The 20,181-nt window shown below is 66.9% G+C and carries 21 protein-coding genes; 12 read left to right on the forward strand and 9 right to left on the reverse strand.

What is annotated here, in order from left to right:
• Nucleotides 1-5 precede the first annotated feature (5 nt).
• Complete coding sequence (locus GOQ09_RS18885; RefSeq protein ID WP_157614917.1) at nucleotides 6-578, reverse strand: nucleotidyltransferase family protein; 573 nt, start codon at nucleotides 576-578, stop codon at nucleotides 6-8.
• Between the two features lie 37 nt (nucleotides 579-615).
• Between GOQ09_RS18885 and pdxH the strand changes: the two genes are divergently transcribed.
• Entirely contained in the window at nucleotides 616-1,287 is a 672-nt protein-coding gene (pdxH, locus tag GOQ09_RS18890; RefSeq protein WP_431769280.1) for a pyridoxamine 5'-phosphate oxidase, read from the forward strand.
• 6 nt (nucleotides 1,288-1,293) lie between these two features.
• Here the strand turns inward: pdxH and GOQ09_RS18895 are convergent, their stop codons facing one another.
• Nucleotides 1,294-2,505 carry an OmpA family protein gene (locus GOQ09_RS18895; RefSeq protein ID WP_431769281.1) on the reverse strand — a complete coding sequence of 404 codons (1,212 nt, stop codon included), beginning with the start codon at nucleotides 2,503-2,505 and terminating at the stop codon, nucleotides 1,294-1,296.
• 18 nt (nucleotides 2,506-2,523) lie between these two features.
• On the opposite strand from GOQ09_RS18895, the gene GOQ09_RS18900 reads away from it, so the two are divergent.
• On the forward strand, nucleotides 2,524-2,895 hold the full coding sequence (locus tag GOQ09_RS18900; protein ID WP_157614920.1) for a hypothetical protein: 372 nt from the start codon (nucleotides 2,524-2,526) through the stop codon (nucleotides 2,893-2,895).
• Between the two features lie 97 nt (nucleotides 2,896-2,992).
• Here the strand turns inward: GOQ09_RS18900 and GOQ09_RS18905 are convergent, their stop codons facing one another.
• The 4 genes from GOQ09_RS18905 to msrA all read right to left on the reverse strand — a co-directional run bounded on the left by GOQ09_RS18905 (nucleotide 2,993) and on the right by msrA (nucleotide 7,200).
• Nucleotides 2,993-3,943: an AEC family transporter gene (locus GOQ09_RS18905; RefSeq protein WP_157614921.1), complete on the reverse strand. Its 951-nt coding sequence runs from the start codon at nucleotides 3,941-3,943 to the stop codon at nucleotides 2,993-2,995.
• 102 nt (nucleotides 3,944-4,045) lie between these two features.
• Complete coding sequence (locus tag GOQ09_RS18910) at nucleotides 4,046-6,130, reverse strand: TonB-dependent receptor (protein WP_157614922.1); 2,085 nt, start codon at nucleotides 6,128-6,130, stop codon at nucleotides 4,046-4,048.
• Nucleotides 6,131-6,210: 80 nt separating this feature from the next.
• Nucleotides 6,211-6,624 (reverse strand): hypothetical protein, encoded by a 414-nt coding sequence (locus GOQ09_RS18915; protein ID WP_157614923.1) that lies wholly within the window; start codon nucleotides 6,622-6,624, stop codon nucleotides 6,211-6,213.
• Nucleotides 6,625-6,648: 24 nt separating this feature from the next.
• Nucleotides 6,649-7,200: a peptide-methionine (S)-S-oxide reductase MsrA gene (gene msrA, locus GOQ09_RS18920; RefSeq protein WP_157614924.1), complete on the reverse strand. Its 552-nt coding sequence runs from the start codon at nucleotides 7,198-7,200 to the stop codon at nucleotides 6,649-6,651.
• 101 nt (nucleotides 7,201-7,301) lie between these two features.
• On the opposite strand from msrA, the gene GOQ09_RS18925 reads away from it, so the two are divergent.
• The 4 genes from GOQ09_RS18925 (at nucleotide 7,302) to GOQ09_RS18940 (ending at nucleotide 10,674) form a co-directional block, all read left to right on the forward strand.
• A complete protein-coding gene (locus GOQ09_RS18925) occupies nucleotides 7,302-7,979 on the forward strand; it encodes a TetR/AcrR family transcriptional regulator (protein ID WP_157614925.1) in 678 nt (225 codons plus the stop codon).
• Nucleotides 7,980-8,069: 90 nt separating this feature from the next.
• Entirely contained in the window at nucleotides 8,070-8,747 is a 678-nt protein-coding gene (locus tag GOQ09_RS18930) for a protein-L-isoaspartate O-methyltransferase family protein (RefSeq protein ID WP_157614926.1), read from the forward strand.
• Nucleotides 8,748-8,760: 13 nt separating this feature from the next.
• A complete protein-coding gene (locus tag GOQ09_RS18935) occupies nucleotides 8,761-9,099 on the forward strand; it encodes a rhodanese-like domain-containing protein (RefSeq protein ID WP_157614927.1) in 339 nt (112 codons plus the stop codon).
• A 21-nt stretch (nucleotides 9,100-9,120) separates the two neighbouring features.
• Nucleotides 9,121-10,674: a TolC family outer membrane protein gene (locus tag GOQ09_RS18940; protein WP_157614928.1), complete on the forward strand. Its 1,554-nt coding sequence runs from the start codon at nucleotides 9,121-9,123 to the stop codon at nucleotides 10,672-10,674.
• Between the two features lie 17 nt (nucleotides 10,675-10,691).
• Here the strand turns inward: GOQ09_RS18940 and GOQ09_RS18945 are convergent, their stop codons facing one another.
• On the reverse strand, nucleotides 10,692-12,071 hold the full coding sequence (locus GOQ09_RS18945) for a 3-deoxy-D-manno-octulosonic acid transferase (RefSeq protein WP_157614929.1): 1,380 nt from the start codon (nucleotides 12,069-12,071) through the stop codon (nucleotides 10,692-10,694).
• A 5-nt stretch (nucleotides 12,072-12,076) separates the two neighbouring features.
• Nucleotides 12,077-13,459, reverse strand: coding sequence for a phosphomannomutase/phosphoglucomutase (locus tag GOQ09_RS18950; protein WP_157614930.1), 1,383 nt, complete (start codon nucleotides 13,457-13,459; stop codon nucleotides 12,077-12,079).
• 111 nt (nucleotides 13,460-13,570) lie between these two features.
• Between GOQ09_RS18950 and GOQ09_RS18955 the strand changes: the two genes are divergently transcribed.
• The 3 genes from GOQ09_RS18955 to GOQ09_RS18965 are packed head-to-tail and all read left to right on the forward strand — an operon-like array spanning nucleotide 13,571 to nucleotide 16,678.
• Nucleotides 13,571-15,169, forward strand: coding sequence for a DNA-3-methyladenine glycosylase 2 family protein (locus tag GOQ09_RS18955; protein WP_157614931.1), 1,599 nt, complete (start codon nucleotides 13,571-13,573; stop codon nucleotides 15,167-15,169).
• A 6-nt stretch (nucleotides 15,170-15,175) separates the two neighbouring features.
• Nucleotides 15,176-15,670, forward strand: a complete 495-nt coding sequence (locus GOQ09_RS18960) for a methylated-DNA--[protein]-cysteine S-methyltransferase (protein WP_157614932.1) — start codon at nucleotides 15,176-15,178, stop codon at nucleotides 15,668-15,670.
• Nucleotides 15,671-15,709: 39 nt separating this feature from the next.
• The gene (locus GOQ09_RS18965) at nucleotides 15,710-16,678 is read left to right on the forward strand and encodes a DMT family transporter (RefSeq protein ID WP_157614933.1); all 969 of its coding nucleotides are present in this window, start codon (nucleotides 15,710-15,712) and stop codon (nucleotides 16,676-16,678) included.
• Here the strand turns inward: GOQ09_RS18965 and GOQ09_RS18970 are convergent.
• Entirely contained in the window at nucleotides 16,653-17,303 is a 651-nt protein-coding gene (locus GOQ09_RS18970) for a DUF1345 domain-containing protein (RefSeq protein ID WP_157614934.1), read from the reverse strand. The genes GOQ09_RS18965 and GOQ09_RS18970 overlap by 26 nt on opposite strands.
• Nucleotides 17,304-17,512: 209 nt before the next feature.
• On the opposite strand from GOQ09_RS18970, the gene GOQ09_RS18975 reads away from it, so the two are divergent.
• The 3 genes from GOQ09_RS18975 to GOQ09_RS18985 all read left to right on the forward strand — a co-directional run bounded on the left by GOQ09_RS18975 (nucleotide 17,513) and on the right by GOQ09_RS18985 (nucleotide 20,111).
• Nucleotides 17,513-18,352, forward strand: a complete 840-nt coding sequence (locus GOQ09_RS18975) for a hypothetical protein (protein ID WP_157614935.1) — start codon at nucleotides 17,513-17,515, stop codon at nucleotides 18,350-18,352.
• A 110-nt stretch (nucleotides 18,353-18,462) separates the two neighbouring features.
• Nucleotides 18,463-19,350, forward strand: coding sequence for a phosphate/phosphite/phosphonate ABC transporter substrate-binding protein (locus GOQ09_RS18980; RefSeq protein ID WP_157614936.1), 888 nt, complete (start codon nucleotides 18,463-18,465; stop codon nucleotides 19,348-19,350).
• Between the two features lie 56 nt (nucleotides 19,351-19,406).
• A complete protein-coding gene (locus GOQ09_RS18985) occupies nucleotides 19,407-20,111 on the forward strand; it encodes a glutathione S-transferase N-terminal domain-containing protein (protein ID WP_157614937.1) in 705 nt (234 codons plus the stop codon).
• Nucleotides 20,112-20,181 lie beyond the last annotated feature (70 nt).

Genomic DNA, 20,181 nt, shown 5'->3' on the forward strand with positions numbered 1-20,181 from the left:
GTCGGTTAAGCCAAACCCGCCCAGCGCTCCCGCCAAAGGGCCTCGGCGTGCGCCAGGGCCTCCGGCGTGTCGATGTCGGTCACGATGCCCACGTCGTCCACCACAAGGTCTGCCACTGCATCGATGGCGCGCATGGCCTTGAGGATGGGCGCGGCGCCGAAGTTTCCCTGCAGCGCCGCGAGCTGCGCGCGGCATCCGGCCGCAAAGCCCACCGGGTGCCCGCGCTCGCCCTTGTATTGCGGCTGCGCGGCGCAAATCCGGCCGGTGAGGGCCCCCGCCACCGCGCGCAGCGTTTCAGCGCGCACCAGTGGCAGGTCGCCCGGCAAGATGAGCCAGCCGGCGGCGTCGGGCGTCGCCCGCACCGCGGCGGCAATCGAATCGCCTATGCCTGGATGGCCGGCGTCTTCGAGCCGCCAGGGGAGTCCACTGGCGCGAACGGCATCGAGCGTTCGTTCGAGCACCGGCTTGCCCGCGAGCGGCGCCTGCAGCTTGGAACCCACGCCGCCGGCCGCTTTGAAGCGCTCACCCCGCCCCGAGGCCAGCACGATCACCCAAGGAGAATTTGCCTTTGTCGCCATGGGCCGAGTATGTGCGCGGAATGCCGGCAGGCAAGGCATGCGCAACAATGTCGGCATGACCTCTTCTCCCACCAACGAAAAGTTGGCCGCGCTGCGCAAGAGCTATGAGCGGGCCGAGCTCGGCGAGATCCATAGCGCCGACGATCCGCTGAAGCAGTTCGAGCGCTGGCTCGGCGAAGCCATCGACGCCCAGGTGCCCGAGCCCAATGCGATGACCTTGTGCACCGTGGGCAGCGACCTGCGGCCTTCGAGCCGCATCGTGCTCATCAAGGGCTACGACGCACGCGGAGTCGTCTGGTACACCAACTACGAAAGCCGCAAGGGCCGCGAGCTGTCGGGCAATCCGTATGCGGCGCTGCAGTTCCATTGGGTCGAGCTCGAACGCGTGGTGCGGATCGAAGGCCGCGTCGAAAAAACCAGCGCCGAGGAAAGCGACGCCTACTTTGCCAGCCGCCCGCTGGACTCGCGCATCGGCGCCTGGGCCAGCCCGCAAAGCGAAGTGATCAGCGGACGCGACGTGCTGGTGAAGAACGCCGCCGTGGCGGCCGCCAAGCACCTGCTCTCGCCGCCGCGCCCGCCGCACTGGGGCGGCTACCGGCTTGTGCCCGACCGTTGGGAATTCTGGCAGGGCCGCAAGAGCCGCCTGCACGACCGGCTGCGCTACCGGCTCGAAGGCGGCAACTGGGTGCGCGAACGGCTCGCACCCTGAGCCTGGTCAAGCCTCGCAGGCTGCGACCTTGAATTCGACGCGGCGGTCCAGCGCATCGCTTGCGTCGTCCGCCCCGGTGCCCACGATGTTCTCCCGGAACCCCATGCCCGATTCGCGCAGCTTCTTCGACAGAGGCGGCGCCTCGCCCACGAGCCGGGTCTTCACGCTCACCGCGCGCTGCAGCGACAGGCGCTCGTTGACCGCCTCAGGGCCGGTGCGGCTCGTGTGGCCCGTCACCACCACGCATGAATCGATCTGCGCCGCCTGGCGCGCGATCTGCCGCAGCCACATCGGATAGGCGGCGCTGATCTTCGGGTCGGCCAGGAAGTCGGTCGAGCCCGGCTTGAACAGGAACTTCACGCTCAGGTTATTGGTTTCCAGCCCGAGCCGCGCCAGGGTGCCGAAGGTTTTTTCCGCATCCGCCGCGCGGCCGAGATGCGCCTGCGTGAGGTACAGGCCGCTGTAGATGCGCAGCTGCTGTCCGTCGGGCCGGCGCGATGCGGCTTCGTAGCGGCTCAGGGCTTCGCTCATGCGGCCAGCCTCGTAGGCCGCGGTGGCTTCCTGCAGCACCGTCGAAGTGGGCAGGCGCTCCAGGTACAACGCATCGGCGGCCTGGCCGGGCTGCGTTTCGGCGGTGCGAATGTAGCCTTCCACGCCGCGGTCCTTGCCGTTCACCGGGCTGTCGCGAAAGAAGGCCGTCGGACGCGTGTCCAGCGTCGGGTCGCTGATGCGCGCCACCGATTGCGCGATGACCACGCCGCTCTTGATTTCCGTCAGCGCCAGGTTCAGCCGGTAGCGCCCGTCGGCCGCATCCTTGTCGCGCACCAGCGTGCCGTTCAGCACGTATTGGGCGCGCTCGATCTCGGCGCTGTTGAAGGGCGTGACGGTGAACTGCTTGAACTGCGATTGCATGCGCTGGACCACGCGCTGCTCGGCCACGCGCGTCACTTCGGTCTGCTGGCCGCTCGAACCCTCGAGCAGCGGATCGATCACGATGCGGCTCTGCTTGATGGTCGACTCCACCTTGGCCAGGAAGGCCGGCAGTTTCTGCGTCTGCACGATCAGGTCGTCCACCGCCTGATTGACGGCCTGGTCAAAAGGCATGGCGTTGCCCGGCGCGGGCCGGTGCGCGCACGCAACGGAAAGCGCCGCGGCGCACAACGCGAGCACGCGCAGCACGGTCCCGATCGGGTGGATGGTGGTCTTCATCATCAGCATTGGCTCCTCAAGATCTTCATGTCTTCGTCCGACAGCGGCTCACCCACCGCTGCCCGCATGTTGATTTCGCTGCAGCGCCTGGAGAGCGGCGGCTTTTTAGGGGCCGCGGGCTTCTCCACCTCCGGCATTGGCGGCGGCGCCGGCTGCGCGGCCACCGCAACGGCCTGCGGCCTGGGCCGCGTTGCCGCAGCCGGCTTGAGCCCCGCTGGCCTGGCTGCCGGTAGCTCGGCTGCCGGCGGCACCGCCTCCCTGGGTACCCGCGCCGAAAGGCACGGCGTTCTGCACGGCTTGGTATCGGCCGTGGCCGTTGCGGCAAAGGCGGCGCAGCACAGCGCGACCACCATCACGATCGGCGCCATGGCGGAAAACGGCGAAGACCGCACCTGGTAAATCATCAGCCGGCAAATGTAGAGCGGCAGGCGCCGCTCGCCATCTCGCCAAATGGCCACCCTGCCGAACGGCATAGGCGCCTGGCGCTACGAAATCTTCAGGGGAGCCACTGCACCAGCGTCATCACCAGCGTGAGCGTGGCCAGCGCGAGCACCGTCGACACGGCCACGCTGGCCGTCACCAGGTCTTCGGCCGTGCGGTAGCGCTGCGAAAAAAGAAAGACGTTAGCGCCGATCGGCAGCGCCGCCGCCACCACCATCACGGTGAGCGGAATGCCCCGCACGCCCAGCAGCCAGCCGATGCCGGCCACGAGCAGCGGATGCAGCAGGTTCTTCACCAGGGCCTGCACCGTGGCACCGCGCCAGTGCCGGCCGATGGGCGTCAGCGCCAGCGTGATGCCCACCATCACGAGCGCCACCGGGCCGAAGGCCTGCCCGAGCAGCATGATCGGCTTGTCGAGAAAGTCGGGCATCACGAGCCCCGTCTGCGCAAACAGCAGCCCCGCGATGATCGGCAGCGGCACCGGATGGATGATGGCGTTGCGCAGCGCCCGCATCACGGTGCGCGCCATGGAGCGCTTGTCCTCGCCGCTCACAACCGCATGCTCGCGCGCCACGGCCAGCTCCAGCACCACGGTAGCGCTCGTCAACAGCACCAGCGAGTGCAGCGAGATCAGCGTGAGCAGCACCACCATGCCCTGCTCGCCATAGGCCAGGCCGACCAGCACGATGCCGATCATCACAGTGTTGCTGTAGGTGTTGGCGAGCGCAATCACGGCGGCCGTGCGATTGAACCCGCGCAGCGCCAGCGTGCCCGCGAAGAGCAGGCCCGAGGCGATGAAGTACGCGGCGACGGGCTTCAGGCTGAGTTCTTCCACGTGCACCGTGCTCATCGCGCGGAACAGCAGCGCGGGCGCCAGCAGCAGGAAGATCAGGTTGGAAAGGTCCTTGACGGCGTCGCCGCCGATCCAGCGGCGCCGGCCTGCCAGGTAGCCTGCTGCGATCAGGACGACGACCGGCAGCAGCGAGGAAATGACGAACGGGTTCACCCCGTCGAGGATAGCCGAGGGTGCATGCCGCTCAGCTCGCCCGCTCCTCCGCGAGGGGAAGAGCGGGCGCGGCGGGCTTCAAGTCTTCAGGTCTTCAGGTCTTCAGAACGTCACGCGCAGGCCGACCTTCAGCGAACGTCCCGGCAGCGGCGCGTTCGGATACACCGTCGTGGTCAGGATCGACGTCGGGCTGTAGGCCAGCTTGTTGGTGATGTTGTCGACACGCGCATACCAGGTGAGGTTGGCGCGCTGCACCTTCATGCGGTAGGTAACGGCGGCATTCCACAGCGTGTAGGAGTCGGTCTCGCGCGCGCCCACGCTCGGCACCCGGCGCTGCGCCGCGTTGTAGTCGAAGCCCAGGCGCGCACCCCATGGGCCGTTGCCGTAGGCCAGCGTGGCCCCCACGCGCAGCGGCGCAATGCGCGGCAGCGGTTCGCCGGTGTCGAGGTTCTTGGCCCGCACGATGTCGCCGCGCCATTCCAGGTCAAGCGTCGAGCCGTCGGCGGAACGCGCAAAGCCGTCGGTGCCCAGCAGGCGCAGGTTGCCGTTCGCCTCGATGCCGGTGAACCGGGCGCGCACGCCGCTGTAGAGGTACTCGGCCAGGGTATCGGTCGCCTCCGGGTCGGTCACCACCTGGCCTTCTTCATCCAGAGTGCGACCCGAAGCCGTCAGGCCGATGTAGTTGCGAAAGCGCGTGACGTATGCGTTGACGCGCGCCGTGTTGGCGCCCGACTTCCATTGCGCACCCAGGTCGAACCCGGTCGACTTTTCCTTGTCGAGGTTCGGATTGCCGACTTCCCACGCGGCCGTTGCCACGTGCGGGCCGTTGGCAAGCAGTTCGTAATCCTTCGGAGCCCGCTCGGTGTAGGCCAGGTTCGAGGTGAGCTGCCACTGCGGCGTCAAGTTCACCAGCGCGCCCAGGGCCGCGCTGTGCGGGTTGAAGGTGCGCTCGCCAACGGCAAAACGCGTCACGGTCGGATCGTCCGGGTAGCCGAGCGAGGTGACGCGGACCTTCTCGGTGCGCGCGCCAAAGCTCAGCCGGCCCCACGACGTGCCGAGCTCTTCGTACATGAACAGCGCGTTGGAGCGCGTGCGGCTGTGCGGCGCAAAGGCCTCGGCGCCGTCCGCGGCGAAGCGGTTGGTTTCGCTGCTGAAGCCGACCAGGCCTTCGAGGTTGCCGGTCTTCTGGTGGCGCACCTCGATGCGCACATCGTTGCTCATGTTCGAGAAGGTGGTGCCGGCCTCGCCGCCTTCGAACTCGGTGTGGCGGTAGTCGGTATGGCTGAGCTTGGCGTGAACGCTGCTGATGATGCCGCCCGGGCGCCATTCGCCTTCGATCGCATAGCGGTCGGACTTCATGCCGATGGTCACGTCGTCTTCGGCCACCGTGCCGTAGTTGCTGCGATAGGTGCTGGCCGAGGCGCCGATCCAGCCCTGGTCGAAGAACAGCGTGCCGCCCACGGCGCCGCCGTGCGCCTCGTTGGCCGAATTGCAGATCTTGCGCGCCAGCGTGGGGCGGCCGGGCTTGGTGCATTCCAGGTCGATGGGCGCCGAGACATCCTTGGAGTCGCGGTTGAACGCATCTACGTGCAGCGCCAGGCGGTTGTTGCCGCCCTCGAAGACCACGCCGCCGTTCTTTTCCTTGTTGCCGGTCGAAAAGCCCAGGTCGGCACGGCCGCCGAAGCCGTTGATCGGCTCGGTGGGAATGCGGTTGTCGATCACGTTGACCACGCCGCCCACTGCGCTACCGCCGTATTGCAGCGCAGAAGGCCCGCGCAGCACCTCGACGCGATCGGTCACCAGCGAATCCACCGGCACCGCGTGGTCGTAGCTCAGCGCCGAAGCGTCCGGCGCGCCGCCGCCGTTCTGCAGGATGCGGATGCGATCGCCGTCCAGGCCGCGGATGATCGGCCGGCTCGCATTGGGACCGAAGTAGCTGCTGCTGACGCCGGGCAGGTTGTTGAGCGTTTCGCCGAGCGTCGATTCGGAGCGCATCAGGAGCTTGTCGCCCGAAAGCGTGGTGGTGGGCGCAATCAGGTCGGCCGCGCCCAGCGGATTGCCGGTGACGGCAATCTCAGGCAGGGACGCCGCGGGCGCTTCGGCGGGTTGCGCCTGGGCCACGGCCGCGAAGGAAGCCAGCAAGAGAACGGCAGCGCCGATGGCGTTGCGACGGAAATTGGGAATCATGAATGAGCACTCGTTGAATCTAGGGACGATCTGCCGCCACCGCGAAAAAACGCGGTGCAGCAACCGGAACACGGAGGGATTCAGCGAGTGGAAGGCGGGCCGCGCGCGTCGAACAGCGCAACCCATCGGGCGATGGCCTCGCCCTGCAGATAGGCAAAGGTGGCCGACGGCAGCAGCACCGGCAGCACCACCATGGGAACGCCCAATGCGCCCGAGCCGTGCGACAACTGGTCGTACAGCCGGCATTCGGCATCGGTGTGGTCGCCGAACACGCTGGCAATGCCGTGCGACGACATGTGGGCTGCGTGCCCGTGCGCCCCTTCGGCATGGCTGGCCTGCGCCGCCGCGGTCGCCTGGCCAAGGCCCGGCACGTGCAGCGACCGGTGGATCAGCCCGAGCGTGCCCGCGAACCACAACGCAATCACCAGCGCGACGGCGATCGCACGGGTCGACAGAATCGACCGGCGCGGAGCCTGGCTGGCGATGGTGTGCACGGGAAGCGGGCTTTGGCCGAAAGATCAGGCCTTGGCGCGCGAGGCGAAGGTCTTCTGGAACTTCTCGACCTTGGGCCCGACCACGAAAGCGCAGTAGCCCTGGTTCGGGTTGTTCAGGAAATAGTCGTGGTGATAGGCCTCGGCGGTCGAGTAGTTCGCGAGCGGCACCACTTCGGTCACCACCGGAGCGCTGTAGGTCTTGCCGGCCTCGATTTCGCGGATGACCCCTTGGGCCACTTCTTTCTGCGCATCGCTCGTGACATAGATGCCGCTGCGGTACTGCGTGCCGACGTCGTTGCCCTGGCGGTTCAGCGTCGTGGGGTCGTGCACCACAAAGAAGATCTCGAGAATTTCGCGCAGGCTGATGACCGCGGGGTCGAATTCGACCTTCACGACCTCCACATGCCCGGTGCGGCCGGTGCAGACCTGCTCGTAGCTGGGGTTGACGGTCTGGCCGTTGCAATAGCCCGATTCGACGTCCACCACGCCCTGCACGCGATCGAAAACCGCCTCGGTGCACCAGAAGCAGCCTCCCCCGAGCACGATGGTTTCGGTTTGCGACAGTGAAGAAGACATGGGCTGCTCCGGCAGGTAGGAAAAAAGCGAACCCGATATTGTCGCGGCTTGACGGGCCGGATGCTGGTCACTACATTACTAACCCGCGAGTCATTAATCTCATGCCCACCCCCCGTTCCTTTGTCGACAAGATCTGCCCGGTGCGCTCCAAACGCGAGCGCCGCAAGGAGGCACGCCCCGGCGAACTGCTGGCAGCGGCCCTCGATCTCTTCGTCGAAAAAGGCTTTGCCGCCACCCGCGCCGAGGAAGTGGCGGCACGCGCGGGGGTCTCCAAGGGCACGCTTTTTCTTTATTTTCCGAGCAAGGAAGAGCTCTTCAAGGCCGTGGTGGTCGAAAACCTCAGCGGCCGGTTTTCCGAGTGGAACGAAGAATTCGAGACCTTCGAAGGCACCTCGGCGGACATGCTGCGCTATTGCATGCGCGTCTGGTGGGAGCGGGTGGGCATGACCAAGGCTTCGGGCCTGACCAAGCTCATGATGAGCGAAGGCGCCAATTTTCCCGACCTGGCGGAGTTCTACCGCAAGGAAGTGATCCGGCCCGGCCATTCTCTTTTGCGCCGCATCCTTCAGCGGGGCATCGACAAAGGCGAATTCGCGCCGGTCGACATCGACCACGCCATCTATTCGGTGGTGGCACCCATGGTCTTCCTCATGCTCTGGAAGCACTCGGCCATGGTCTGCGTCGACGAAGACACCTCGCTCGACCCTGAAAAGTACCTCGCCACCCAGGCCGAAACCGTGCTTTACGGCCTCACGCGCCGCCCGGAGAGCGCGGCATGAAGCGTGCATGGACGGCCGGGCTTCCGCGAGCGGGCGCGGCGCGACCTAAAATTGAAGGTTTGTCCTGAGCCCCACAAGGAAAAGCCCCCAATGAACCCGACCCCCACCCTCGAGCGCTTGCGCTTCAACATGATCGAGCAGCAGATCCGGCCCTGGGATGTGCTGGACCTGGAAATTCTCGACCTGCTGGCCAGCATCCGGCGCGAAGACTACGTGCCGCCCGCGCACCGCGGCCTGGCCTTCTTCGACATGGAAATTCCGCTCGGCGACGGCTCCGTTCCCGGCCAGGTGATGCTCTCGCCCAAGGTCGAGGCACGCATGCTGCAAGACCTGCACGTGCAAAAGCACGAGTCGGTGCTCGAGATCGGTACCGGCTCCGGCTTCATGGCCGCCCTGCTCGCCCATCGCGCCGCCCAGGTGCTCTCACTCGAAATCGACCCCGTGCTGGCCGCCCGCGCCGCCGAAACACTGCGCCAGAACGGCGTTGCCAACGTGGAAGTGCGCAACGCCGACGGCGCCGTGCCGCTGCCGAGCGGCCCGAGCTTCGACGTGATCGTGCTCAGCGGTTCCGTCGCGCGCATTCCGCAAAACCTGCTCGGCTCGCTCAAGGTGGGTGGCCGCCTGGCCGCCATCGTGGGCGAAGAGCCGATGATGCGCGCGCACTTCGTGACCCGCACCAGCGAAAGCAAGTGGGACACCATCCAGCCGTGGGACACGGTGGCGCCGCGCCTGCTCAACTTCCCCGAGCCCTCGCGCTTCTCGTTCTGAGCGGGACTTCCGAATGATCGATCAAGTCCGCCCCGCCGATCTTGCAGCCTGGTTTGCCCAGAACCCCGATGCCGCGCCCGTGCTGCTCGACGTGCGCGAACCCTGGGAGCTGCAGACGGCAAGCGTCGCGCCCCAGGGCTTCACGCTGGTCGCCATCCCGATGAACGAAATTCCGGGCCGGCTTTCCGAACTGGACGAGGGCCAGCGCATTGCATGCCTGTGCCATCACGGTGCGCGCAGCCAGCGTGTGGCAGCCTTCCTGAGCCAGAACGGCTTTGCCGAGCTGGCCAACGTGGCCGGCGGCATCGACGCCTGGTCCGCACAGCACGATCCCGCCGTGCCGCGCTACTGATTCTTTCTTCAAGGACGTTCAATGCCTTCCAGGCCCAGGCTTTTGCCTCTTTCCGCAGCGCTCGCAAGTCTCTTTGCCACCCTGCTCGCACTGCCGGCCCAAGGCCAGACACTGAACGAACTCTACGAATCCGCCCGCGGCTTCGACGCCACCTACCAAGGTGCGCGCGCCCAGTACGAGGCGAACGTGGCGCGTGCCGCGCAGGCCAAGGCGGGCATTCTTCCCGCGGTGGGGCTCACGGCCGGCGCCACGCGCAACAACCTCGACATCGACACCCTCACTGGTGCCGGCCGCGGGGCCAGCACGCCGCGCGACTTCACCACGCAGAACGTCGGCATCAACGCCACGCAACCGATCTACCGGCCCGCCAACTGGGCCACCTACGAGCAAGGCAAGCGCCAGGCCGAGATTGCCGAGGCCGTGCTCACCGCGGCCGAGCAGGACCTGATCGTTCGCGTGAGCCAAGCGTATTTCGACGTGCTCGCCAGCCAGGACAGCCTGACGCTGGTGCGCGCGCAAAAGGTGGCCGTGGCCGAGCAGCTCGCGTCGGCCAAGCGCAATTTCGAGGTCGGCACCTCCACCATCACCGACACGCGTGAAGCGCAGGCGCGCTACGACCTCGTCATTGCGCAGGAGATTGCCGCCGAGAACGACCTCCAGGTCAAGAAGATCGTCCTCGACCAGCTGGTCGGCCGTCCCGGGAGCGTGCCGGTTCCGTTGGCGCAGCCCGTGGTGCTGCCGACGGCCATGCCGGCAAACATCGATGCCTGGGTCGCACAGGCCGAAGAAGCGCACCCCTCCATCCGCCAGGCGCGGCTCGGCCTCGATGTGGCCGGCCTCGAAATCCGCAAGGCCGAAGCCGGCCACAAGCCCACGCTGGACGCCAACCTGGGCTACAACATCACGCGCAATCCGCAAGGCACGAGCACCAGCACCGTGGGCACGCGCATCGATGCCGCATCGGTGGGCGTGGTGTTCAACATGCCGCTCTTCGCGGGCTTTGCCACCGAAAACCGGATCAAGGAAACGCTGGCGCTCGAAGACCAGTCGCGAAGCGTGCTCGAGGGCACCCGCCGCAGCGTGGCGCAGGCCACGCGCGCGGCCTACCTCGGGCTGGTGTCCGGTGCGGGGCAGGTCAAGGCGCTCGAAGCCGCCGAGGCCTCGAGCCAGAGCGCGCTCGACGCCAACCGGCTCGGCTACCAGGTGGGCGTGCGCATCAACATCGACGTGCTCAATTCGCAAAGCCAGCTCTACCAGACCAAACGCGACCTCGCGCAGGCCCGCTACAACGTGCTGCTGGGCAACCTCAGGCTGCGCCAGGCCAACGGCACGCTGACGGTGGACGACATGAATGCGATCAACGCAACGCTGGCGAAGAACGGAAGTGCCTCTTCGCAGCCTGCGCAACCTTCGCTTGGCGAGCGCCCGCAGACGGCGCCTTCGACAGTGGTGCCGGTCACTCCGCCGAGCATTCCCGTGGTGCCACCCGTGCCGGTGCCGCCGTTCAATCCGCCGGCACCGACGATGCCTTCGGCACCGCCGCCACCGGTCATCCTGAATCCCCCCGCTCGCTGAGGATCCAGAGCCCGCGGCTACTCGAGCGTGGGTTCCGCTCTCGCCTCTTCTTCCAGAGGCGCGGCTCCGGTCGGCACGGGGTCCGCAGCCTGCGCAATGGCCAACACCGCCGCGGCGGTGCGTTCGGCCGCCCCGCGGTTCGACGATGAGAAAGCCAGCGCGGCCTGTGCCATGGCGGCGCGGCGCTCGGGGTTTTCGACCAGTTTGAGCGCCGCGGTCACGGCCTGCTCCATGTTCTCGACACGCAGCGAGGCACCGGCCGCAAGCGAAAGCTGAGCGGCTTCGGCAAAGTTGAAGGTCGAAGGGCCCATGACCACCGGGCAACCGCATGCCGCGGGCTCGATGAGGTTCTGGCCGCCCAGCGGTTCGAAGCTTCCGCCGAGCAGCGCAACGTCGGCCAGCCCGTAGTAAAGCGCCATTTCGCCGAGCGAGTCGCCGAGCCATATCTCCGCATCGGTCGGCTGGCCGGCCGCGCTACGGCGTGCCACGGCAAAGCCCTGCGACTCGATGAGCGCGGCCACTTCGTCGAAGCGCTGCGGATGCCGCGGCACGATCATCCATTGCACGTCATGCACGCGCTTCGCAATCGAACGGACCGCACCCTGCTCCGGCGGCACGGGCGACGTGGCGCCGAAGCGCTTGAGCACCTCGAGCAGCATGCGCTCCTCGCCGTCGCGCGAGCTCGCAAGCACCACCATGGGCTTGGGCAGCCGCTCGCGCAGCGCCACGGCCGCGGTGAGCTGGCGCGCGTCGGGCGAGGCATCGAACTTGAGGTTGCCGTAGATGCCGGTGACCTTGGCGCCAAGGGAAACCAGCCGGTGCGCGTCGGCCTCCGTCTGCGCCCACACGGCGGCCAACGCCGAATACGCGGGCCGCGCGAGCCAGCTCAGGCGCTCGGCCGCGGCCAGCGACTTTTCGTTGAGGCGCGCGTTGGCAAGCACCAGCGGAATGCGTCGCTCGGCGCAGGCGGCGGCCATCTCCGGCCAGACTTCGGTTTCCATCAGCACGCCGATGCGCGGCTGAAAGCGATCGAGGAAACGCGCCACCGCGCCCGGCGTGTCCCACGGCTGCCAGACCTGCGTGTCGCCGGGCTCGAGCAGCTTGGCGCCCTCTTCGCGACCGGTGGCGGTGCCATGCGTGAGGAGGATCGGAATGCCCGGGTACTGCCGCCGCAGCTCGGCAATCAGGATGGCGGCCGCGCGCGTTTCGCCGAGCGACACCGCATGCACCCAGCACTGGCCCTCGCCGGTGGTTGCGTCGTCGTAGTAGCCGAAGCGCTCCTCCACGGCCACGCCATAGCCCGGCTCGGCCACCGCGCGGCGCCGCAGCTTGCGGCGAACCAACGGTTGCACAACAGTGGTGAAGACGCCGTACAGGCGCAGCAGCAGCGAACGCACGGGGTTCAGTGCGATGCTTCGGCCAGCGTCGCGTCGGCCTTGACGGTTCTGAGGAGCGCGAGCATCTCGGCTTCGATGCGCTTGAGCGCCGCATCGGTCTGGCCTTCGAAGCGCAGCACCAGCACCGGCGTGGTGTTCGAAGCGCGAATGAGGCCGAAGCCGTCGGGCCAGTCGACGCGCAATCCGTCGATGGTCGAGACCACGGCGGGTGCTGCAAAGCTTGCGCCTGAAACCAGCTTTTCGACCACCGCATGCGGCTCGCCTTCGGCGCACTTCACGTTGAGTTCGGGCGTCGAGAAGCTCGTGGGCAGCGCGTTGAGCGTGTCGCTCGCGTTCGGCGTCTTGCTCAAGATCTCGAGAAGGCGGCAGCCCGCATAGGTGCCGTCGTCAAAGCCGAACCAGCGCTCCTTGAAGAAGATGTGGCCGCTCATCTCGCCGCCGAGCGGGGAATCGATTTCCTTCATCTTGGCCTTGATGAGCGAATGGCCGGTCTTGAAGATCATCGGCTTGCCGCCCGCGGCCTCGATGGCCGGCGCCAGGCGCTGCGAGCACTTCACGTCGTACACGATGGTGCCGCCCGGCACGCGCGAGAGCACGTCCTGCGCAAAGAGCTGCATCTGGCGGTCAGGGAAGATGTTCTGGCCGTCTTTCGTGACGATGCCCAGCCGGTCGCCGTCGCCGTCGAAGGCCAGGCCCAGTTCGGCGTCGCCCGTGGCCAATGCGGCCATCAGGTCCTTCAGGTTCTCGGGCCGGCTCGGGTCGGGGTGGTGGTTGGGAAAGTCGCCGTCGACCTCGCTGAACAGTTCGGTCACTTCGCAGCCGATGGCGCGGAAGATGGCGGGAGCCGAAGCGCCCGCAATGCCGTTGCCCGAGTCGACCACGATCTTGAGCGGGCGCGCCAGCTTGATGTCGCCGACGATGCGCTTCACATAGGCCTCGGTCACGTCGACATTGCGCACGCTGCCGCCGGGTGCGAGCCTGGCGGAGCCTTCTTCCATCACCTTGCGCAGGCCCTGGATCTCGTCGCCGTAGATGGCGCGGCCGGCCAGCACCATCTTGAAGCCGTTGTAGTCCTTCGGGTTGTGGCTGCCGGTCACCTGGATGCCGCTGCTCGACAGCGTGTGCGCCGCAAAGTACAGCATGGGCGTTGTCACGGCGCCCACATTGATGACCTCGATGCCGGTGGCAACAAGGCCCTTGATCAGTGCTTCGGCGAGCGCAGGGCCCGACAGGCGGCCGTCGCGGCCCACGGCCACGGTTTTTTCACCGGCGGCACGGGCGGCGCTGCCGAAAGCCCGGCCGAGCGCTTCGGCAACCTCGGCATCGAGCGTGACGGGCACCACGCCTCGAATGTCGTAGGCCTTGAAAATCGACGCACTGAGTTGCATGAGAAGGCATTCCCTGTAGTTCTAAAGACCGAGCCATTGTAGGCAAGCAGTCTGGTACCCACATGTCCGAAAACGGCCAGTTGAAACGAGTCGAAACCGTATCATTTGTCCATGCCTTCCACACATGCCTCCACCGAAGTGCTCGAGAGCGATGCCTGCTACCTGGCAATGAAGACGCACGACGCGCGCTTCGATGGCTCGTTCTTCACGGCCGTGACCTCCACCGGCATCTATTGCCGGCCGGTCTGCCGCGTGAAGCTGCCGCGCCGCGAGAACTGCCGGTTCTTCCGCCATGCGGCGCAGGCCGAGGCCGAAGGCTTTCGCCCTTGCCTGCGCTGCCGGCCCGAACTGGCGCCGCGCGCGGCAAGCTGGTCCACCGAAGATGCCTCGCGCATCCTCGCGCTGCAGGCCGCACGCCTCATCGACGAACCCGATGCGTGGTCCGAAGACGGTCCGGGCGCCGCGCAGATTGCCGCGCGGCTCGGCGTGAGCGACCGCCACCTGCGGCGCATCTTCGAGGCGCAGTTCGGCGTCTCGCCCCTGCAGTACCTGCAAACGCGACGCCTGCTGGCCGCCAAGCAATTGATCGCCGACACGCGCCTGCCCATGACGCAGGTGGCACTGGCCAGCGGCTTTGCGAGCGTGCGCCGCTTCAATGCCGCTTTCCTCGAACACTATGGCCTCAACCCGAGTGCGCTGCGGCGCGCGGGCGGTGCAGAGGGCGGCGAAGGCAAGACCATCGAAGTGCGCCTGGGTTTCCGTCCGCCCTACGACGTGAACGCGATGCTCGGCTTCTTTGCGCGCCGTGCGCTGCGCGGCGCCGAGGTTGCGTTCACGGCCGACGGCAAGGAGCCCGCAAAGGGCAGCACGCCCGCCTACGTACGGCTGGCCCGCACGCTGCGCGTGCAGCAAGGCGCGCAAACGCACGCCGGGTGGCTGCAACTGCGCTTCGACATGGAGCGCGAGCAGATGCTGCTCTCGGTCAGCGATTCGCTCGCCGCGGTGCTGCCCATCGTGATCAGCCGCGCACGCGCCATGCTCGACCTGGATGCCGAGCCGATGGCCATCAACACCGCACTGCACCAAGCCTTTCCACACGGCGATGGGCTGCGCGTGCCCGGCACAGTCGACGGCTTTGAGCTCGCGGTGCGCGCGGTGCTGGGCCAGCAGATCACCGTGGCCGCGGCGCGCACGCTGGGCTCGCGGCTGGTCGCGGCATTCGGCGAACCCATCGCCACGCCCATCGAGGGCCTGGACCGGCTGTTTCCGACGCCTGCCGCCGTTGCAGCGGCGAGCGGCGACGCGCTCGGGCAACTCGGCATCGTGCGCCAGCGGCAGGCCGCGCTGCAGGCCATTGCCCGCGAGGTCGGGGCCGGCAAGCTGGCGCTGCATGCGGGTGCCGATGTGCCCTCGACCATCGCGGCGCTGCAGGAGCTCCCCGGCATCGGCGCCTGGACCGCGCAATACATCGCCATGCGCGCGCTGCGCTGGCCCGACGCTTTTCCGGCGGGCGACGTCGCATTGCAGAAAGCACTGGGCGTGACGACCGCGCGCGCAGCAAGCGAGGCATCGCAGGCATGGCGCCCGTGGCGCAGCTACGCGGTGCTGCGCGCATGGCATGCGCCTTCACCCTCACCGGCCACTCCCGCGGACTCACCCGCGGCGGAATCTTCTTCCAGCAACATCACAACGGCAGGCGCCCCCGCCTGAAATGTCATGAAGTTCAAGACCAAAGTCATCTACACATCGCACATCGACACGCCGCTTGGCGGCATCACCATGGCCGCCACCGACGAAGGCCTGGCGGGCGTCTGGTTCGACCAGCAACGCCATTGGCCAAACACCACGGGCTGGCAAACCAAGGACGACCACCCCGCGCTCGTTGAAGCCGGCGCGCAGTTGCGCGACTACTTTGCCGGCAAGCGCGACACCTTCGATATGAAGCTCGATCTTTCGCACGGCACTGCCTTCCAGCAGAGCGTGTGGCAGGCACTGCTTGCCATACCCGCGGGCAAGACCTTGACCTACGGCGCACTGAGCGCAAACGTGGGCAACCCGACCGCGGTGCGCGCGGTGGGCGCGGCCGTGGGGCGCAACCCGATCAGCGTGATCGTGCCCTGCCATCGCGTGCTCGGCGCCAACGGCTCGCTGACCGGTTACGCTGGCGGGCTCCACCGCAAGACCGCCTTGCTGGAACTCGAATCGAAATAAGGCCCGGCTCCGGCCGCGCGCGCACCCTCAAGAGAACGTATGAGCACGACAACGAAAGACAACACTGCACCCGCCGACTCGCCGAAGCCCAAGGCCTGGCTCATCGATCTCGTGCTGCTGGGCGCACTCTGGGGAGCGTCTTTTCTTTTCATGCGCATCGGCGCGGCCGAATTCGGCGCCTTGCCGGCGGCCGCGGTGCGCGTCGGCGTGGCCACGCTCTTTTTGTTGCCGCTGCTGTTCATGCGCGGCCATGGCGCGGCGCTGGCACAGCACTGGAAGGCCTCGATGGCCATCGGCGTGCTGAACTCCGGCATTCCGTTCGCGCTGTTCTGCTTTGCACTGCTCACCATCAACAGCGGCCTGGCCGCGGTGATCAACGCCACGGTGCCGATGTTCGGCGCGCTGGTGGCGTGGGCCTGGTTTCGCGACCGGCCCGACGGCTCTCGCATCGTCGGGCTGATCATCGGCTTTGCGGGCGTTGCCATGCTCGCAAGCCGCAGCGCGGGCCTGCATGCCGATGCGGGCGGCAATGCCGCGCTGTGGGCCGTGCTGGCGTGTCTTGGCGCCTGCGCGAGCTATGGCGTGGCGGCCAGTGCCACGCGGCGCTACCTGGGCGGCGTGCCCGCGCTGGCCACGGCCACCGGCAGCCAGATCGGCGCCACGCTGTTCCTTGCGTTGCCCGCGCTATGGTTCTGGCCCGCGCAAATGCCCAGCCTGCGCGCATGGCTCGCATTGCTGGCGCTGGGCATTGCCTGCACCGGCCTGGCGTACATCCTTTTCTTCCGGCTCATCGCCAATGCGGGACCGGCGCGCGCGCTGACCGTGACTTTCCTGGTGCCGGTGTTCGCGGTTTTCTACGGCGCGGTGTTCCTCGGCGAAAACATCACGCAGTGGATGCTGATCTGCGCGGCCGTCATCGTGTGCGGCGTGGCGCTTTCCACCGGCCTTGTGAAGCTGTGGCCGCGTGCGGGCTCCGCCGCCGCTACATCGCCGCCGCGACCACGTTGACCGACAACGCGAGCACCAGCATGTTGAAGGCAAAGGCGAGCACGCTGTGCACCAGCGTGATGCGCCGCATCTCGCGAGAAGTGGCCTGCACGTCCGACACCTGCGAGGTCATGCCGACCACGTAGGCGTAGTACAAAAAATCGAAATAGTCCGGCTCGTCCTTGCCCGGAAAATCCAGCCCGCCGTCGGGGGAGCCGTCCCGCTGGTCGATGTAGTAGCGGTGCGCGTAGTGAAACGCGTAGATCGTATGCATCATGAGCCAGGAGCCCACGAGTGCCACCAGCCCCAGCGCGATATGCGCGGCGCGCGCGGGGCCGCTCATCAGCTTGACCTGCTGCAGCAGCATGGCAATGGCAACCACGCTCGCACCAATCGCGACCAGCATCGACACCAGGATCACCAGGTTGGGCTGGTCCAGCGATTGCGCGCGCTCGCGGGTTCGCTGTGCATCGAAAGTATCGGCCAGCCACCACGTGAGCACCAGGAAGACCGCGGCGCCGGCACACCAGCCTGCAAGGCCGCGCGCCATCGGCTCGAGCGGGGCAACCGCCGCGACGGCAATGCCCGCGACCGCGCCATACAAGAGACGCTCTGGGCCGGTGGTCGCGGAAAGATGTTCGTGCATGTTCAAAGCTTAGCTTGAATACTTTTTCAGGCGCGCCGATGCCTGCATCGACACCGTCCTACAAGTACAGCGGCAATCAGCGCATGGGTTTTCGGCGTGCGCCCTATTAACTTGTCGGTCATCAAAAGGGAGCCCCGCCCGGAAGCACCGCGCGCATGAAATTGCGTGCCGAGCCCGAGGCATTTTTTTTGCCTTCTGAAGGACCTTTCATGCTGCTGCCTCGCTCCCGCCCGCTCGCCAACACCGCAAGATTGACGACGCTGGGCACATTGGCCGGTGCCGGATTGATCTTTGCCCACGCAAGTGCCTGGGCGGAACCTTCACCCGCATTGGACCGCTTCAGTTTTTCGGTGGGAGCCTTCAGCGCCGATCCCAAATTCAACGCATCGGTCAGCTCGCCGTACGGCGCGCTGCGAACGCGCGACCTCGAGCCCGGCCGCGTGACCATGCCGCGCGTGACGGCCGACCTCCTGATCGGCGACAGCCACGGTCTCTCGTTCGACTACTACCGCTACAAGCGCGACTACTTCGGCCAGGCCGGCGGCAGCGAATCGCTCGGCGGCTTCGGTACGTTCAACGCCCTCGGCAACGCCAACCTCAACGTGAAGCTCGACTTCGCCAAGCTCTCGTACAAGTGGTGGCTGGGCACGGGCAACACGGTGTTCGGGCTTGGCGCCGGCGCGGCTTACTACCGCATCAATGTGGGCGCGAACGCCAACATTGCGGTCAACGGGCGCATCAGCCAGTTGAACGAAGACGCGAGCGACGATGCCATTGCGCCCTTGCTCGAAGTCGGCGTGCGGCACGCCATCAATCCGGACCTGCGCCTGTTTGCAGACCTCTCCGGCGTGCGCAAGGGCGGCGGGCGCTTTCACGGCAACATCTACAACGCCAGCGCGGGCGTGGAGTGGTTCCCGGTGAAGAACGTGGGCCTGGTGCTGGCCTACGGGGTCACCAACATCGACCTGGCGCGCGAAAGCAGCACCGCCGAGACGCGGGTCAAGGTCAAGCTGCACGGGCCATCGGCCTTCCTCAAGGCGCGGTTCTGACGTTTTCCCTGCCGCAGCGGCCCCGTGCCATGCATGCCATGGGTGGGGCGCCGCGCGCATAGGTGCTTGCGATCATCGGCGGCCGCGCCCACGGCCCCTATGATCTTTTGATGTACATCCCCGCCACACTCCGCCCCGACAACATCGACGTGTGCGCCGCCAGTGCGCGCCGCACCCGCAAGCCGCGCTCGCTTTTGCTTGCCGCTCCCGCGGCGGCGTTGCTGCTGGCAGGGGTCGCACCCGCCCACGCGCTGGTCATCGGCGTGACGGAAGGCGTGAGCTACCAGGTCACCGAAAGCCAGATCGCACCGCGCTTCGAGCCCATTGCCGAGGCCCTGAGCAAGGCATTGAAGCAGCCGGTGACCATCAAGGTGTTGATTTCGTACAACGGTGCACGCGAGGCCCTGAAGGAGCAGCAGGTCGACATGGCCTTCATCCATCCGGCCCATGTGGCGCTCGAAGCCATCAAGAGCGGCCGCTACCAGGCGCTGGCCTGGACCGGCGGTTTTACCGCGTACAAGGTGTCGCTGCTGTGCAAGGAGCCGCAACCCATCTCCGACTGGAAGAGCGTTGCCGGCAAGGGCCTGGTGATGCCCGACCCCGATTCGATCACCTCGGTGATCACGCGCGCCATGCTGCGCGAGCAAGGCGTGCAGGCCGCTTCACTCAAGCTCACCAACACGCGCTACCAGGATGCCGTGCCCTTCTACGTGAAGAACGGTTTCGCCGCGTACGGCGCCACGGCCTCGTCGGGCGTGATCAAGGCCTGGAAGGACGGCGGCGGCAACGTGTGCGCCGAATCGCGCGCGGTGCCCATCAAGCAGTGGGTGGCGTCGCGCAAGCTCGATGCCGCCACCACCGCCGCGGCGCGAGAAGCCCTGCTGGGGCTTGCACAAAGCGACGCCGGCAAGCGCGCGCTTGCAACCTCGACCTACACTGGCTTCGTCGCGCCGTCGGCCGAGGTCGAGGCCGCCCTGCTTACCTGGCTGGGCATCTGAAACCGGCAGGCGCGGCGCCATGGCTCCGCTCCTTTCCTGCTCTTTCAGAATTGCCCATGCACGATCTTTCCAGCTTTCCCATCACCAAGAAATGGCCCGCGCTGCAGCCTGACAGGCTGCAGCTCTATTCGCTGCCCACGCCCAACGGCGTGAAGGTTTCGATCATGCTGGAAGAAACCGGGCTGCCCTACGAAGCGCACCTGGTGAGCTTCGAGACCAACGACCAGATGTCGCCGGAATTCCTGTCGCTCAATCCGAACAACAAGATTCCCGCCGTCCTCGATCCCGACGGCCCCGGCGGCAAGCCGCTCGCGCTCTTCGAGTCGGGCGCCATTCTTCTCTACCTGGCCGACAAGACCGGCCAGTTCATTCCGCAAGATGCCGCGGGCCGCTACGAAACCATCCAGTGGCTCATGTTCCAGATGGGCGGCATCGGCCCGATGTTCGGCCAGCTTGGCTTCTTCAACAAGTTTGCCGGCAAGGACTATGAAGACAAGCGCCCGCGAGACCGCTACGTGGCCGAGTCGAAGCGACTGCTCGGCGTTCTCGACAAGCGCCTCGAAGGGCGCGAATGGGTCATGGGCAATGGCTACACCATCGCCGACATTGCCATCTTCCCTTGGGTGCGCAACCTGATCGGCTTCTACGAAGCGGCCGAACTGGTGGGCTTCAGCGAATTCAAGAACGTCGCTCGCGTGCTCGAGACCTTCGTTGCGCGGCCTGCCGTCGTGCGCGGCCTGGGCATTCCGAAGCGCGGCTGATTGCGAGGGGCAGCGCATCCGCCGCCCGATCCGAAAACAGAACTATTCATTTTCGGAGCGAGTGTCTCTT

It is taken from the genome of Variovorax paradoxus, from assembly GCF_009755665.1.
Taxonomy (GTDB): Bacteria; Pseudomonadota; Gammaproteobacteria; order Burkholderiales; family Burkholderiaceae_C; genus Variovorax; species Variovorax paradoxus_G.